The following is a 16440-nucleotide window of genomic DNA, read 5'->3' as shown; positions in this document are numbered from 1 at the left end:
GAGGTAGCCTCACATAACGACAGAGGCAGCCTCTCATAACGACAGAGAGTACCAAAGATAACGACTGAGGTTACCTCTGTTTTATGTAAAGATAAATGAAGCAAAAAGCATTCCCGTTTAGCCCAAAACGGGAAAGATATGAATAAGAATTCTGGTGCAGTTGCCCTGAAGAGATTGTTTCTCGTCTTTTTTATCCGATTATTCTTATCCTTGGGGATTTATAACTATATTTGTAGACAAATCATACTGGATTTTATATATGAAATACACATCTTATTCTTATCCTTTCAGTAAGGCAGAAATATCTGCATTTTCCGTGGAGGGCAGCGTGGCGGAATATCATTTAATGGTCCATGCTATTGACCCAAAACAAACTTATCACGAACAGATGAAAGCGGTGATGGATACTTATGCCATCCTGCAAGAAAAAGAATTAGCAGGTGCTGTAGCTATATTCAAACGATACTTCTTGAGTGATGCTGCCAATCAAACCGATATATTGCTTGCCACTATTGCCGAGAATTCGGATTGTGCTTTGTCTGTGGTAGAGCAGCCCCCGTTGAATGGTACTAAAATAGCTTTGTGGGTGTACTTGCAAGTAGGTGTGCAAACAAAAGTTTTATCCAATGGTCTTTACGAAGTGACTCATGGCTCATACCGCCAATTATGGATGGGAGGTAGCTTTAACCGTGCTGCTAACTCAGAATATCAGATGCGTTTGCTACTGAACGACTATGTAATGCGGTTGATGGAACAAAAATGTAGTTTAGCGAAGAATTGTCTGCGTACATGGATTTTTGTGCAGAATGTTGATACGAATTATGCCGGTGTAGTGAAAGCGCGTAATGAAGTTTTTGTTACTCAAAACTTAACGGAGAAGACACATTATATTGCCAGTACAGGCATTGGCGGAAGTTTTGCCGATCCGAAGGTATTAGTATTGCTTGATGCTTATGCAGTAGATGGTTTACAACCGGAACAAATCAAGTATCTCTACGCTCGTACCCATCTCAATCCGACTTATGAATATGGTGTGAGTTTTGAGCGGGGAACAGCTGTAGATTATGGAGATCGTCGCCAAGTATTTATATCGGGTACAGCAAGTATAAATAACCGTGGAGAGGTTGTTTATCCCGGGGATATTCGCCGCCAGACAGAACGGATGTGGGAGAATGTAGAAGCTTTATTGAAAGAAGCTGATTGTAGTTTTGAAGATATGGCTCATGTTATAATTTATTTGCGTGATATGGCTGATTATACAGTAGTCAAGGACATGTTTCTCCAACGTTTTCCTGATATACCAAAGGTATTCACATTGGCACCTGTTTGCCGTACCGGCTGGTTGGTCGAAATGGAATGCATGGCTGTAAAGAAGGTTATTAATGCCGCTTGGCCAGATTTTTAATATATATGATAATTTGAAATGATGAAAACACGATTCTTGTTTTTATGTATAATTAGCCTTCTTTTGGCAGGATGTAGGAACTCGGAACAAAGTTATATAATTCAGGGAACATTACCTTCTGAGAAATACGATGGTGAATGGATATATCTTGTTCCTATGCAGAATGTACCGGGACGGGTAGACTCTGTAAAAATAGCGAATGCCACTTTCTCTTTCAAAGGAACTGGTGAAGAAATGAGAGTTTTACGCTTGCGCCATATCTTGCGTCTACGAATACAAGAGTTACTGGTAGTAACAGAACCGGGAACTATTCATGTAAAGGCTGATTCCATTGGTTCGGTGACTGGTACACCACAAAATGAAGCTCTACAAAGTTGGAAGGAAGACCGGGAAAAAAAGCGAACAGCTTATCTGTTTATCCGTAAAGGACTGAAAACTGCGGTTGGCGCGGATTCTTTACGCTTAGTACAACTAGGTGATACTTTGAGATTACAAGAACAGGAGAGAGACTTCCTCTTTCTGCAAAAACAAGGAAGTAATACATTAGGTAAGTTTATGCAGAAGATGTTACATAACTCGTTGACCGAAGAACAACAAAGAAAGTTGGATGAAAGCTTGCAATAGCAGATATATTGGATGGGGAGTAGTAGGAATTGGTGCCTTGGTACTATTCTTGTTTTTCTTTAAGATATTGCCCTATCATCTGTTTCACCGGGAACAGATACAGCTATTCTTGTTTTCTTCTGAAACGTTGATCCAATATTTCGAACACCCTGCGGCATTGGCATGTTTGATGGGTGATTTCTTGACTCAATTCTTTTACTACGAGGGTGCTGGTCCTGCGATAATGTCACTGGTATTATTGCTTTGGGGATTCATTATTTTCCGATTGTTCATTCCTTGTATCGGCCGTTGGGCATGGCTTCCGGCTATACTGGCTGTGGCATGGGAAGTAGGGCGGCAATGTGGAATCACTTATCCTTTATCTGCTACATTCGCTTTGATAGGAGGTGGAGTGATAGCTCTGTGCTGTTGCAAATACATGCATAAATCTTGGAAGATAGCGCTTCCGGTAGGACTAATTTCCGTAGCAGCCAGCTACTATTTATTTGGTTGTGGAATTTGGCTGACAACTGTCTTCTTATTGAATCGTAGAAATATTTGGATTTGGTTCATTTTACTCGCTGAAACTTGTGCGTTGCCTGCTATCGTACGACGCTCTTGCTTATTTACATGGTCACAAGCGTATACTTATCCTGCGACCTTATGGTATAATACCCCTAATCTTGAAAGGGAGTATCAGCTACGCATTGACTGTGAAATGTATTTCGGACGTTTAGATAGAGTGCAGGCTACTTTGTCTGAGAAAGATCCGCATTCTTCATTCACTACGTACTATTATAATCTTTTGAATGCCCGACGAGGACAGTTACCTTTTAAGCTTATGGAATATTATCAGCCGGCTTCATTAGGTCTCTTTCTTCCGGTAGCACCGACTTCTAATTATATCACTATTTATGCTGCCAATGAACTATGGTTTACGTTGGGAGATATGACGATGGCAGAACATGCTACCATATTGGGGATGATATTTTCTCCTAATCATACAGGTGCACGAGCCATAAAGCGTTTAGCCGAAATCAATTTGATTAATGGGGATGAGGCAGCTGCGATGAAATATTTACGTCTTTTGAAAAAGACACTCTGCTATCGGGAGTGGACCGAACGACGTATTCCCGGACAACAAACGCCTGAGGTTTGCCAATGGTTGGAACGTAAGCAGCAGCTACTTCCTGCAACAGATACTTTGCGAATTTCAGGTAATATATCGCTCTCCTTACGTCACCTGCTACGTACTCATTCGGAGAATGAAATTGCGTTGGATTATCTTCTTTGCTATGATTTGTTGAATAAGGATATTGGTGCTTTTGCCAAAGATTATCAGGAGTTTTCTGCTGATAAGGTGCCATGCAGACTTTATGCCGAAGGATTGCTAATCTATCTCGCCGGAAATAAAGCACCGATTGACGAGGTAAAAAAATGGCGGATTGCTCCCCAGATACTGGATGAATTTAACGAATATTCTAAACTATATGAAGCTGGTGATGGAGATGGTACAGCCTTGCAGGCAAAGTATGGAAAAACTTACTGGTTCTATTTCCATTATGCAACGATGAAGCAATGAGAACATTCTATGCGATAATTATTACCGGATTAGTGTGCTGCTTGCAAGCATGTATACCTCATCCTGAATCCGTAAAGTCGGCAGAACATCCGCTTGAACTTTATCCGGAGTATCAAGATGTAACGATTCCTTGCAATATAGCTCCTTTGAACTTCTTGCTTCGTAATGAAGGGGTAGATGCGGTGTCTGTTATTGTGAAAGGCCCATCGGACAGTTTGCAAATAAATGCACGTGGTAATAAAATAATTTTCCCTTTAACACCTTGGCACACACTGCTGGAAGCAACGAAAGGGCACGAACTGCAAATAACGGTTACTGCGCATATAGGTGGACAATGGTTGCGTTACCCTTCCTTTACTTGGCATGTGGTTCCGGATCGTCTTGATGCATACGTCAGTTATCGTTTGATAGAACCCGGATATGAAGTCTGGAATGCTTTGCAGATACGTGAACGTTGTATAGAAAACTTTGACGAGCGTGTGTTGGCAGATAATAGTCTGGCGGATGGTAAGTGCATGAACTGCCATGTGCATGGTAGTAACAGTGGTAATCTCTCTATGTTCCATCTTCGTGGTGACGGTGGAGGTACTATATTGAATCGCAATGGAGAATTACGCAAGTTAACTTTGAAAAACGAACAGATGATATCTGCGGCTGTATATGGTGATTTTCATCCAAGCGGACGCTTTGGCGTCTTTTCTTCCAATATTATTATTCCTGCTTTTCATGCAGAAGGTAACCGCCGTTTAGAAGTTTATGATACTGCTTCTGATTTAGCAATAGCCGATTTTGATGAAAATCGCATGATTATTTCTCCTTTAACGTCAGACTCTACCATGCTGGAGACTTTTCCAACTTTTTCTGCCGATGGTAAATGGGTTTATTTTTGCTCTGCTCCATTAGTTACTTTGCCTGATAGCGTGAAGCAACTGCGCTATTCACTTTGCCGCATTGCTTTTGATGCAGATCACGGTACATGGGGAGATCGTATAGATACCCTTTGGAATGCGCAATCGATGAAAGGGTCCGTTTGTCATCCTAAGGTTTCGCCGGATGGTCGCTATTTGCTATATACCGTAGCCGACTACGGAACATTTCCTATCTGGCATCGGGAGACGGAACTTCAATTGCTGGATTTGCAGACAGGAGCTATTAATCATTTGGAAGCGGTGAACTCCAATCGTTCGGACACTTATCATAGTTGGTCCTCAGGCAGTCGTTGGTTCTCTTTTGCCAGTAAGCGGGGAGACGGACAATATGGTCGGATTTATTTTGCTTATTTGGATGCCGGGGGCAATGCCCACAAACCTTTTGTGCTACCTCAATCGGATCCGGAAATAGATGATTTAACGTTGAAATCTTATAATATACCCGATCTGTCGGCAACTTCCGTTCCATTTGATGCAAGCACCATTGAACGAATAAACCGGCAGTTGAAGGCAGAAAGTTTTAAATAGTATTTGATAAAGTTACAAGTTATGAGTAATAAGTTTTTTACTGTTTTGCAAGATAAATGGAAGCTAGGCTTGACGCTCGCTTTTTATTTGACTGTACTTCTCTTTTGGGGAAATACTTACTCGGCTCATCTTTCCTATCAGGAACAGTTCCAACTATTCTTGTTTGATGCAGATTATTGGTGGGAGCGCGTGGCTATTCCCGGTGGAGTGGCGGAATATATTGCAGAATATTTAACGCAGTTCTACCACTCAGCATCCACTGGAGCTTTTATATTGGCTATATTGATTGTAGCATTACAGCTTTTGATCTGGAAATTAATGAAAGCACAGAAGACAGCTGATATTTATTATCCTTTGAGTTTCTTGCCTTCAGTCTTTTTGTGGCATTTTATGTGTGATGAGAATGCTATGTTGGCATTTGTTGTTTCTTTATTGTTGGTGTTATTAGCTGCTTGTGCCTATACCAATCTGAAAGATAAGTGGGAACGGGCAGTTTTTATCATAATTGTCCTTCCGCTCTTGTATTGGATAGCCGGGGCTGTACATTTCATTTTCATGGGCTGGGTGATAGTTCGTGAACTCTTGAATTGCATCAAGCAACGCAATTTTTTTGGTGCTGCATCCATGTTCTTTGGAGTAGCTATATTAGGGATAGCTTGTCCTTTATTGTCAAGCTTGTGGGCGCAATATCCACTTTATCGCTTGATGGGTGGAATTGGTTATTATCGTTTTCCGGCAGCAATTCCTTGGATGGAGGTAATCATAGCCTTATTGTTGGTTATTTTACCTTTTATAGCAGCAGCCTTCCCGAAGCCAAAGAAGAAAGTTTTCTTATGCGGAGTTTTGCAAGTGGTCGTTATAGCTTGTGGTGGATATTACTTCATAACTGCAAGTTGTGATATGAACAAAGAGGAGGCGATGGATTATGATCGCTTGGTGCGCAACAAACAATGGGTGGAGATCATAAAGAAAGCAGAGCGGAAATCACCAGCTTCACCGTTTAGCGTTACTTGTCAGAATTTGGCTTTGGGCATGACGGGGCAGCTGGGCGACCGGATGTTTGAGTTTTATCAAAATGGAACAGAAGGCTTATTACCGGAATTTCAGCGCGATTTTACTTCTCCTTTGCCGGCGAGTGAAGCATATTATTATTTGGGCATGATAAATACGGCAGAACGTTTTACCTTCGAGGCAATGGAGTCGCTACCCAATTTCCGTAAAAGTGCTCGTTGCTACCAGCGCCTTGCAGAAACAAATCTGATAAACGGGCAATACGAGGTTGCTGCCAAATACTTGCGTGCATTGAGAAAAACAATGTTTTATAAAGATTGGGCGGAAGATGCCATGACTTATTTATATAACGAAGATAAAATTAATGCCCATAAGGAATGGGGGCGGTTGAGGCAGTTATGCTATAAAGAAGATTTCTTATTCAGTAACCGCGAAATAGATATGATGTTGGGATTGCTATATATGAGCAACCATCAGAACCGGATGGCATTTGAATATTTGTTAGGTTATGTAATGCAGCAACGTGATTTGGAACGCTTTATGAAATACTATCCATTAGGTAAAGATGCGGGTTATGATCACATCCCCCGTAGTTATCAGGAAGCATTGGTATACATGTGGACGCAGAAACATAAATCGTTTGAAGGTATACCTTGGAGTATTTCGCCGGAGATAATGAGAGAGGTTACGGACTTTGCACGGATTTATACATCTCAGCAGAATGCACAGCAATTCTTACAACAACGTTATGGTGGTACATATTGGTATTATTTGTTATTTAAACAATAAGCAGGAAGATGAGAAAGGTTATATTTTATATATTGATAAGCTGGTGGTTGGTAGCTTGTAACAGTTCGGTAATTTCGCCGGAGATGGTAGACGAATGTCCTCCTATTTATCCCGATTATGTTGGAGTGACGATACCTGCTACTATTGCTCCGATGAACTTTAGTTGCCTGGATGGAGAGTACGAACGTGTAGATGTAACGGTGACCGGAGGAAAATCCGGTGAAGTGCATGTTAATGATAAAATAGTATTATTTCCGCAAGACGAGTGGCAAAGCCTTTTGAAAGAGAATCAAGGCGATAGTCTTATGTTTACCGTGTGCATTAAGAAAGAGGGAAAGTGGAAACAATATCGCCCTTTCCCGATGTATGTCAGTTCCTATCCTATAGACTATGGGGTAGTATATCGGAAGATAGCTCCCGGTTTTGAAGTATATAGTAAAATGGGTATTTATGAACGAGATCTTTCGACTTTTGAAGAACGACCATTACTGGAGAATACAATGGTGCCGGGTATGTGCCTGAACTGCCATGCTTTCAATAAAACCAACCCGGATCACATGAGTATACACATCCGTGGACAACATGGCGCAACCTTGATGCAGATAGAAGGTGAGTGTGAATTGCTGGATACGAAAGCTGACTCTATTCTTTCTGCTTGTGTGTATCCTTACTGGCATCCTAGCGGGAAATACATTGCTTATTCTGTGAACAATACACGGCAATCCTTCCATGCGGTAAAGGATGAACGAGTTGAAGTGCTGGATCTTGCGTCGGATGTGGTAGTCTACCATCCGGAAACTCATGAACTGTTGCTTTCCCCACTATTACAAAAGAAAGAAGTATTCGAAACTTTTCCTGTATTTTCATCGGACGGACGTAAACTGTACTTCTGTTCAGCAGAAGCCAAACCAATTCCGGAGGCTTATAAAGAAATTCGCTACAATCTGTGTAGCATTGATTTCAACCCGGAACATGGAACCTTTGGTGATCGGGTGGATACATTGATACATGCAGCGGCGATGAAGAAAAGTATTTCTTTTCCACGACCTTCGTATGACGGAAAATATATCATGTACACTTTATCAGATTATGGTAACTTTTCCATTTGGCACAAAGAAGCTGACCTTTGGTTGCTAAATTTGCAGGATGGCACGAAGCGTCCTATAGAAGAAGTGAATAGTGAAGATACGGAGAGTTTTCATAATTGGAGCAGTAATTCACGTTGGTTTGTATTTAGTAGCCGTCGTGGAGATGGGCTCTATACACGTCTGTATCTGGCATGTATAGATGAAGATGGTCGGGTAAGTAAGCCCTTCCTGTTACCTCAGGAAAACCCATGGGAATATTATGATCGTTCAATTTATTCTTATAATGTACCTGAGTTTACGAATATGCCAGTAGAGCTGGAACGTCGTAAAGTGGAGCGTGGAATTGTATCAGACAAGCGCATTCAAGTGAAAGTACGGCAATAAGTTTTTTATATTCTGCTTATTAATACTGTAAAGGGATAAAATTGTATCATTATCGCTTAGAGCAATCCGCTATCTTTGCGTTAAGATTTTATGTAACCAATACCATTAATGAAAAGCATGAATATGAAAAAAGTAGGATTATTAACAGCACTCTTGGCGGTAGGTATGATGTCTGCCTGTAGTTCAGCAAAAAAACAGCAGACAATTGAAGAGCCCAATTATGTGCGTACACAGGAAACAGAGAAACTACTAACCAATTTAAAGAAAAGTTCCTCAAAAGGAATCATGTTCGGACATCATGACGATACCGTATATGGCATTGGTTGGGATGGCGACGAAGGACGTTCGGATGTTAAAAGCGTATGTGGCGATTATCCGGCAGTAATCAGTTTTGATTTAGGCGAAATAGAACTGAAGGGCGATGATAGTCTGGATAAAGTGCCTTTTGATAAAATAAGAAAAGAAATAATTAATCAGTATCAGCGCGGCGGCATGGTTTCATTGAGTTGGCATGTACGCAACCCAAAGACAGGAGGCGATTCATGGGATGTGACAGATACTACGGTAGTTAAGTCCATCTTGCCCGGTGGAGAGAATCATGAGAAATTCTCCGGTTGGTTGGGTAAAGTTGCCGATTTCCTGAACTCTTTGAAAGTGGCAGACGGAGTGAAAGTTCCTATACTTTTCCGCCCGTGGCATGAGCATACAGGAAGCTGGTTCTGGTGGGGTGAGAAACTTTGTACTCCCGATGAATATAAGACACTTTGGCGAATGACGGTAGATAGTCTTCGTACACACGGAGTGGACAATGCCCTTTATGCTTACTCACCCGGGTCAGAGCCGAAAGATACCGCACAATACCTCAAAAGATATCCCGGTGATGATATAATTGACCTTATTGGTTTTGATACTTACCAGAACGACCGCGATTCTTACATTGCCGGACTAGATAAATCATTGGCTATAGTAGATAGTATTGGCAAATCACATGATAAGGTGATCGCTATTACCGAAACAGGCTACGAAGGTATACCCGACGCAAAATGGTGGACAGGTACTTTGCTTCCTGCCATAGAGAAATATCCGGTAGCATATGTGCTGGTATGGCGCAATGCTCGTGAGCGGGTAACTCATTTCTATGCCCCTTACCCGGGACAAACTTCGGCAGCAGATTTTGTTGAATTCTATAACAACCCTAAAACCTTGTTCGCAGCAGATGCGAACTTATATCAATAACAAACATAACCAATTAAAACATGAAAACTTTTAGAGAAAAAATGGAAGAACTCTTTCGTAAGCATGAAGAGTTAATTACGAGAAAGAATGTGGCTATGGAAGAGGGAAATGGTATATTTACCCGCTATAAATATCCGGTAGTGACAGCAGCCCATGCACCTGTATTCTGGCGGTATGATTTGGATGAAAACTCCAATCCTTACCTGATGGAACGTATAGGTGTGAATGCAACGATGAATTCCGGCGCTATCAAATGGAATGGCAAATACTTGTTGATGGTACGTGTAGAAGGTGCTGACCGTAAGTCGTTTTTTGCTGTTGCCGAGAGTCCCAATGGCATTGATAACTTCCGCTTCTGGGATTATCCGGTTACGATGCCCGAAGATGTAATACCTGCAACGAATATATACGATATGCGTCTTACGGCTCATGAAGACGGCTGGATTTATGGCATCTTCTGTGCCGAGCGCCATGATGATAATGCAGCTGCCGGAGATTTGTCATCGGCTACGGCAACGGCTGCCATTGCCCGCACGAAGGACTTAAAGAACTGGGAGCGGTTACCGGACTTGAAAACCAAGAGTCAGCAACGCAACGTAGTGCTTCATCCTGAATTTGTGGATGGTAAGTATGCCCTCTATACACGTCCGCAAGATGGTTTTATTGATGCCGGAAGTGGTGGTGGTATCGGCTGGGCATTGGTAGATGACATGACGAATGCTGAAGTGAAAGAAGAAACTATTATAGACCAACGCTATTACCACACCATTAAAGAGGTGAAGAACGGTGAAGGTCCACATCCTATAAAGACGTCGAAAGGCTGGTTGCATCTGGCACATGGCGTTCGTGGTTGTGCGGCGGGATTGCGTTATGTACTCTATATGTACATGACTTCTTTGGAAGATCCGACGAAACTGATTGCCACTCCTGCCGGAGCTTTCATGGTTCCCGAAGGTGAAGAACGTATCGGTGATGTAAGTAACGTGCTCTTTACTAACGGCTGGATTGTCGATGAAGATGGAAAAGTATTTATCTATTACGCTTCTTCCGATACACGGATGCATGTAGCTACTTCGACAGTAGATAAGTTGGTAGATTATTGCTTGAATACCCCTGCTGATGGCTTGCGTTCGTCTGCTTCGGTAGAGACATTGAAGAAGTTGATTGATAAAAACCTGAAAATAATGATTAATCACTAATCACAAACCACTATTTTATCATGGCAACATTAAAAGAAAAAGTAGGTTATGGTTTCGGAGATATGTCTTCCTCCATGTTTTGGAAAATATTCTCTTACTATTTACCTTTCTTTTATTCGAATATATTTGGACTGAGTTTGGCTGATGCAGGGGTGCTGATGCTGGTAACACGTATATGGGATGCATTATCCGACCCTATGATGGGTGTAATTGCCGACCGTACACGTACGCGTTGGGGTAAGTATCGCCCTTACTTGCTGTGGGTGGCGGCTCCTTTTGCCATTGCGGGAATCTTGCTCTTTACTACTCCCGACATGGGGGCAACGGGTAAACTCATTTGGGCATACGTCACTTACATCTTGATGATGACTGTATATACAGCAATCAATGTTCCATACGGAGCGATGTTGGGGGTAATGACAGACGACTCTAACACAAAGACGGTTTTCTCTTCTTACCGTATGTTTTTTGCGTATGGAGGTAGCTTCATTGCATTGGGTGCATGGGAACCGTTGTGCAATTGGTTCCGGTCGATGGAATGCAGTATTACTGCCAGTTGGCAATATGCTATGATCGTAATTGCTATCTTTTGCTTTCTGGGTTTCCTGCTTTGTTTCAGCATGACACGTGAGCATGTCAAGAGTGTGGCAGCGGAGTCTATAGGCAAAGATTTGAAGTCACTTGTACGCAATTCGCCCTGGTGGATATTGAATGGTGCAGCTCTGCTCTCCAATTTCTTTAATACGGTACGTGGTGCCACTGCCGCCTACTTCTTCAAAGACTATATTAGTGCTAATGCATTTCTTGACTTGGGCATCTTCAACCTAGTACTTTATGCCGGACTATTTCTTATGGTGGGTGAAGTTTGTAATATGATTGGTGTAGCATTGGCAGTACCTCTTTCACTGAAACTCGGAAAGAAATCTACTTACGTGATATCATTGGTTTGTTTGGTTGTATTCAGTATCTTGTTCTTCTTTATACCTAACAATGGATTAGGCTGGTGGTTGATGATGATATTCCAGGTGTTGATTTCTATATGTACAGGTATTGTATCTCCACTTATATGGAGTATGTATGCTGACGTAGCAGATTATGCCGAACAGAAAGACGGTACCGCATCTACAGGATTAATCTTCTCTTCCGGTTCTATGGCACAAAAGTTTGGTGGTGCATTTGCCGGATGGGCTGTAATGGCACTGTTGGCTGCTTTCGGTTATAACACTGCCGAGAATGCCTTGCAAACACCCGAAGCTTTGGAGGGGTTGAAGTATTTGATGAGTTTTGTTCCGGCTGCCATTGCTGCGGTGTCTATACTGGTTCTGTTTATTTATCCGCTTAATAAAGCTCGGATGGATGCCATTGCTGCTGAATTGAAGGAGAAAAGAAGTATAAGTTGACGGGAAAGTGAAAAGTAGGATCACATTTGCCTTTAAAATAAAAGAGATAAATGGATATTAAGAATATGCGTAAAGAAATGGAAGAAGAGTTGGTAGCCAACATTCTTCCATTCTGGATAAATAAAATGACAGACGAGACGAACGGTGGATTTTATGGTCGAATCACCGGCGGCGAAGTACTGATGCCCGAAGCGGAGAAAGGAGCCATCCTGAATGCCCGTATTCTGTGGACATTCTCATCGGCTTATCGTTTGTTGAAAAAAGAAGAGTACTTGACTGCGGCTACCCGTGCCAAACGTTATCTGATCGATCATTTTTACGATGAAGTGCAGGGAGGCATCTTTTGGTCTCTCGATTGTAAAGGACAGCCCCTCGATACGAAGAAGCAAATCTATGCTTTAGGCTTTGCCATCTATGGATTGAGCGAATATCACCGTGCCACCGGCGATGAAGAAGCGCTGGCATACGCCATCCGAATCTTTGAAAGTATCGAAGCACATAGTTTCGATCCGGTAAAGAATGGTTATTGCGAAGCATTGACCCGCGAATGGGGTGAGATTGCCGATATGCGCTTGAGTGATAAGGACGAGAACGAGCGCAAGACAATGAATACACACCTGCATATACTGGAACCTTATACAAACCTGTTCCGGGTGTGGAAGGATAAACGTCTTGAAGCGCAGCTCCGTAACTTGATTATCTTATTTACAGAAAAGATACTCAACATCAAAACCGGTCATCTTGATTTGTTTTTTAATGATGACTGGGTGAGCAAGTATCGTATCGTTTCATACGGACACGATATAGAAGCTTCCTGGCTGATTCATGAGGCGGCTTTAGTCTTAGGAGATAAAGAACTGCTGGAAAAGGTGGAACCATTGGTAGAATACATTGCTGCCGCCGCCGACGAAGGTCTGGCTTCTGACGGTAGCATGATTTATGAAACCTTCTTGGATAAAGACCGGACCGATGCCGACCGTCATTGGTGGGTACAAGCAGAGAATGTTGTAGGACATGCTAATCTTTACCAGCATTTCGATGACGGGGTTGCCATGCAGAAAGCTTTTCGCTGTTGGGAATACATCAAGGAGAACCTGATAGACACTAAAAACGGCGAATGGCATTGGAGTATACGTGCCGATGGTACTATAAATACAGACGACGATAAAGCCGGTTTTTGGAAATGCCCGTACCATAATGGACGCATGTGTATGGAGATCATAGAACGATTCTCATAGGTATACAGTTTTATAGTATTGCAGATGGCTGATAATTAAGAATGTTTTCTTATTTTTGTTGCATCCAATCAATCGTGATGCCATGAAGAAACTTCAATTATCAGCCATCAGGCAACAAGTGATTTCTTGCCTGAAAAATAATCTTGTAGAGTCCATATTAGGATTATGTTTTTTTGTTTTCTTTATTATCGGAGATTCATTGCCATACGAAGAAAGCAAAGGATGGAGGGAAATGCCTTTAATGTTTCCTACCTTATTTGTGCTGACCTATAGCTGCCATTACCTTTTCACCGGTAAAAAAGCTGTGATTTACTATTTGTCTTTACTCTCGCTAGTGCCCTTAATCCTTCTCTCAGATCAATTGAGAGATTTCACCAACTCGTCGGCTTATGGGTTTACATTGATATTGACCCTTTTCCTTTTGCTTGGATTTAAGAAGACCGATGACAATACCTCTTTTGCACGTCATAGTGTGAAATTGCTTGTTAATGGTGCTTTCTCTATTGCTATCGGCTTGCTGTTGATGGGGGCGGTTGCCGCAATCTACTTCTCGGTAGTCTATATTTTCGATTGGAATTCTACGGAGAAGTTCATTGAATATGTGGCTCATTTTACATTCTACATTTTTGTACCTTTGTTCTTCTGTCAGTTGCAGCAAGAGGAAGATACTGATTGGGAAAACTTACCCCATGTCATACAGTTCGTCTTGAACTTCATCCTTTCTCCGGGTATCATTATATATACGGTTATTCTTTATATTTATTTCCTGACCATTGCGGTACATTGGGAGTTACCCAAAGGTGGAGTAGCTTATATGGTAATGGCATTTATTATCGTATCAATGGCGGGACGTATGGCGCAACTCATTGTCAGCCAAAGGCTGTATGACTGGTTTTACCGTCCATTTGGTTTTATTGCCATACCTCCGTTGGCATTGTTCTGGATTGGCACCCTGCACAGAATATGTACCTATAGTCTTACCGAATCGCGTGTATATTTGCTGGCAGCCGGAATATTGATGACGCTATACGTATTCTTCCTGTATAGCAAACGCTTGGGCAGTTACCGCTTGATGTTGTTGGTGAGTTCATCCGTTATAATCTTGCTGACGTATATCCCCGGAATATCAGCACGTAATATTGGTATCCAGTCTCAGATTCATCGCTTGCAGCGTATGGCAAGCGAACTTTCATTGTGGGACACAAAAACGGGAAAGTTGGTGGATACGGAGGCATTTCAAGCAAAAGATAGTTTGCAAAAATACACCATCCGCCAGTTGGACGACTGCTATGTCTACCTGGAGAATACACTTGGTCGGGAAACTGCAATTGACCGTTTCGGAGTGAATAATCTGGTTCTGGAACCTGATAATGATGATGAATCGGTGTATTTCTCCTGCCCGAATAGCGATATAAATATTGAGGGGTATAAGCAATACCTACCCAATTGCCGGATAATTGTTTCCGACGGAAAACAGATGGAAGTGTGGTTTAAAGATCGGTTACTATTGGAGGCTGACGCTCAGACACACTTTGAGAAATATAAGGATGAGATGTCCTCATGGGGAAGGAATGCTGAGAATATAGAACCTTTCTGTTTCAGGAATGACTCTTGTTTAGTGGTAATAGATGGCATTTTGCGATTGGAAAATAAAGAATTTAGATTCAGAGATTATAGCGATGTATTGGTGTTTGAGAAATGATTCCTTTTAAAGCTAGCATCGCTCTTTTCTTGTCCGATGCCTTGATGACCATAGAAATATCCGTATAGTTACTTCCATAGGCTATCATGCGCAATGGTACATCTTTCAGTGCCTCCATTACGCGTGCTTCTGCTCCCGGTTGCTGCCATTTCAGGTTCCCGATGATGGAGACAATGGACATACGGTCTTCCACCCATATCTTGGCATAGCGGTTCAATTCCCGCAAGATGGCAGATAGATAACCCTTATTATCTGTTGCAATAGAGATGTTGTTACTGGATGAAGTCAACAGGCAGGGAGAGGTTTGGTACTTGGCAAATGTATCAAAAATCTTGCTGATGAATAGATAAGGGCGCAGCGTATTGTTCGATTCAAATTTGATGTATAGTATGGAATCTTTGGAAGCGACAGCTTTGACGGTCGTTTCATCCTGATATTCGGAAATGAGAATACCTTTATCGGATTGCTCCAATGGATTGTACAAGCGGATGGGAATATTCTCCTCCTGTGCGGTGCAAAGGCAAAGCGGATTTACAATTTCCACATTGAAGTGCGAGAGACGTTCTGCCTCACTATAAATCAGATTCTTGGTGAAGCTGGCATCTTTTGCTTCTTCCGCTTCTTTGGCATCAGAAAATAATTCCTTCCAAATGACAATCTCTTCCGCATGCAGGGCTTTAGCTATCAAAGCGGAGGTATATTCGCTTCCGCCGGTTTTCATATAAGCCGTTTCATCATAGCAGTTTTTACATATCTGTCCTTGTGAAATGAAGAGGTCGGCATCGGAATTGATATTCAGGGTTTCATTGATTCGTTTCTCCAAATATTCGTAATCCGGTTTATCATCCAGATTGATACGCATAAAGTCAAAGGCGGAGATGAATACGCTTTTCACTCCTTGTTCGCGCAGGTAGGAGTTAAGCAAAGCGGAAGTTATGAGTTCCCCTTGTGCCATAATATCTTTTTCATCGGCAGCAGTGAAAGAGTTCTTGGTAAACTTCCATATATACTGAAAGCGTTCAATGATATAATTTACAGCATTCTGTTTGAGGATTTCATCTTCCAGCAGGCAATTGGCAAAATCGATGAATTGGAATTCCAGTTTGGTAATTTGTTCGTGTGCCCGCTCTATTTCCCTATTAAACAGGTTGGCGGCAATCTCGTCCAGATGATTGGATACAGTGCTTGCGGCGGACAATACGATGAACTGTGAAGTGCCGTTTTTCAATAGCTGGGCTATATTTTTCATCTTTTCGACGGTATCAATTGAGTTACCACATAAATTAAGTACTTTCATTGCTTCTTTTTTTTATTGTTATCGTTTGGGAGGAGACTGAAAGCTTTCC

12 protein-coding genes are annotated in these 16440 nt (G+C 42.0%); 11 read left to right on the top strand and 1 reads right to left on the bottom strand.

The genetic code is table 11. The annotated features are described in order from the left end of the window. Positions 1 to 259: 259 nt before the first annotated feature. From Q1W14_RS14835 to Q1W14_RS14785, 11 genes are all read left to right on the top strand, one after another. The gene (locus Q1W14_RS14835) at positions 260 to 1405 is read left to right on the top strand and encodes a Rid family hydrolase (RefSeq protein WP_300702745.1); all 1146 of its coding nucleotides are present in this window, start codon (positions 260 to 262) and stop codon (positions 1403 to 1405) included. 18 nt (positions 1406 to 1423) lie between these two features. After that, complete coding sequence (locus Q1W14_RS14830; protein WP_300702744.1) at positions 1424 to 2029, top strand: DUF4369 domain-containing protein; 606 nt, start codon at positions 1424 to 1426, stop codon at positions 2027 to 2029. After that, on the top strand, positions 2013 to 3590 hold the full coding sequence (locus Q1W14_RS14825; RefSeq protein WP_300702742.1) for a DUF6057 family protein: 1578 nt from the start codon (positions 2013 to 2015) through the stop codon (positions 3588 to 3590). The genes Q1W14_RS14830 and Q1W14_RS14825 overlap by 17 nt, the downstream gene beginning before the upstream one ends. Continuing rightward, positions 3587 to 5047 carry a hypothetical protein gene (locus Q1W14_RS14820; protein WP_300702740.1) on the top strand — a complete coding sequence of 487 codons (1461 nt, stop codon included), beginning with the start codon at positions 3587 to 3589 and terminating at the stop codon, positions 5045 to 5047. Before Q1W14_RS14825 ends, Q1W14_RS14820 begins: the two co-directional genes overlap by 4 nt. 21 nt (positions 5048 to 5068) lie before the next feature. Beyond that, complete coding sequence (locus Q1W14_RS14815) at positions 5069 to 6847, top strand: DUF6057 family protein (RefSeq protein WP_300702738.1); 1779 nt, start codon at positions 5069 to 5071, stop codon at positions 6845 to 6847. 8 nt (positions 6848 to 6855) lie between these two features. Then, the gene (locus Q1W14_RS14810) at positions 6856 to 8319 is read left to right on the top strand and encodes a hypothetical protein (RefSeq protein ID WP_300702736.1); all 1464 of its coding nucleotides are present in this window, start codon (positions 6856 to 6858) and stop codon (positions 8317 to 8319) included. 123 nt (positions 8320 to 8442) lie between these two features. Next, a complete protein-coding gene (locus Q1W14_RS14805) occupies positions 8443 to 9555 on the top strand; it encodes a glycoside hydrolase family 26 protein (RefSeq protein WP_300702735.1) in 1113 nt (370 codons plus the stop codon). 20 nt (positions 9556 to 9575) lie between these two features. Next, positions 9576 to 10754 (top strand): glycosidase, encoded by a 1179-nt coding sequence (locus tag Q1W14_RS14800; protein WP_300702733.1) that lies wholly within the window; start codon positions 9576 to 9578, stop codon positions 10752 to 10754. A gap of 20 nt (positions 10755 to 10774) precedes the next feature. Continuing rightward, complete coding sequence (locus tag Q1W14_RS14795; RefSeq protein ID WP_300702731.1) at positions 10775 to 12154, top strand: MFS transporter; 1380 nt, start codon at positions 10775 to 10777, stop codon at positions 12152 to 12154. Between the two features lie 50 nt (positions 12155 to 12204). After that, a complete protein-coding gene (locus tag Q1W14_RS14790) occupies positions 12205 to 13392 on the top strand; it encodes an AGE family epimerase/isomerase (RefSeq protein ID WP_300702729.1) in 1188 nt (395 codons plus the stop codon). 82 nt (positions 13393 to 13474) lie between these two features. After that, positions 13475 to 15094, top strand: a complete 1620-nt coding sequence (locus Q1W14_RS14785) for a DUF4153 domain-containing protein (RefSeq protein ID WP_300702728.1) — start codon at positions 13475 to 13477, stop codon at positions 15092 to 15094. Here the strand turns inward: Q1W14_RS14785 and Q1W14_RS14780 are convergent. Further along, positions 15057 to 16391: an aspartate kinase gene (locus Q1W14_RS14780; protein WP_300702727.1), complete on the bottom strand. Its 1335-nt coding sequence runs from the start codon at positions 16389 to 16391 to the stop codon at positions 15057 to 15059. The two genes, Q1W14_RS14785 and Q1W14_RS14780, sit on opposite strands and share 38 nt — an antisense overlap. Between the last annotated feature and the right edge of the window lie 49 nt (positions 16392 to 16440).

Source organism: Bacteroides sp. (assembly GCF_030151085.1).
Classification (GTDB): Bacteria; Bacteroidota; Bacteroidia; order Bacteroidales; family Bacteroidaceae; genus Bacteroides.
The sequence above is the reverse complement of the archived record's forward strand: the minus strand, read 5'-3'. Positions and strand labels throughout refer to the sequence as shown.

Coding starts and splice junctions, on each gene's coding strand:
- Q1W14_RS14835 (WP_300702745.1), top strand. CDS start 260: ATGAAATACACATCTTATTCTTATCCTTTCAGTAAGGCAGAAATATCT.
- Q1W14_RS14780 (WP_300702727.1), bottom strand. CDS start 16,391: ATGAAAGTACTTAATTTATGTGGTAACTCAATTGATACCGTCGAAAAG.
- Q1W14_RS14790 (WP_300702729.1), top strand. CDS start 12,205: ATGGATATTAAGAATATGCGTAAAGAAATGGAAGAAGAGTTGGTAGCC.
- Q1W14_RS14825 (WP_300702742.1), top strand. CDS start 2,013: ATGAAAGCTTGCAATAGCAGATATATTGGATGGGGAGTAGTAGGAATT.
- Q1W14_RS14785 (WP_300702728.1), top strand. CDS start 13,475: ATGAAGAAACTTCAATTATCAGCCATCAGGCAACAAGTGATTTCTTGC.
- Q1W14_RS14830 (WP_300702744.1), top strand. CDS start 1,424: ATGATGAAAACACGATTCTTGTTTTTATGTATAATTAGCCTTCTTTTG.
- Q1W14_RS14795 (WP_300702731.1), top strand. CDS start 10,775: ATGGCAACATTAAAAGAAAAAGTAGGTTATGGTTTCGGAGATATGTCT.
- Q1W14_RS14800 (WP_300702733.1), top strand. CDS start 9,576: ATGAAAACTTTTAGAGAAAAAATGGAAGAACTCTTTCGTAAGCATGAA.
- Q1W14_RS14815 (WP_300702738.1), top strand. CDS start 5,069: ATGAGTAATAAGTTTTTTACTGTTTTGCAAGATAAATGGAAGCTAGGC.
- Q1W14_RS14820 (WP_300702740.1), top strand. CDS start 3,587: ATGAGAACATTCTATGCGATAATTATTACCGGATTAGTGTGCTGCTTG.
- Q1W14_RS14805 (WP_300702735.1), top strand. CDS start 8,443: ATGAAAAAAGTAGGATTATTAACAGCACTCTTGGCGGTAGGTATGATG.
- Q1W14_RS14810 (WP_300702736.1), top strand. CDS start 6,856: ATGAGAAAGGTTATATTTTATATATTGATAAGCTGGTGGTTGGTAGCT.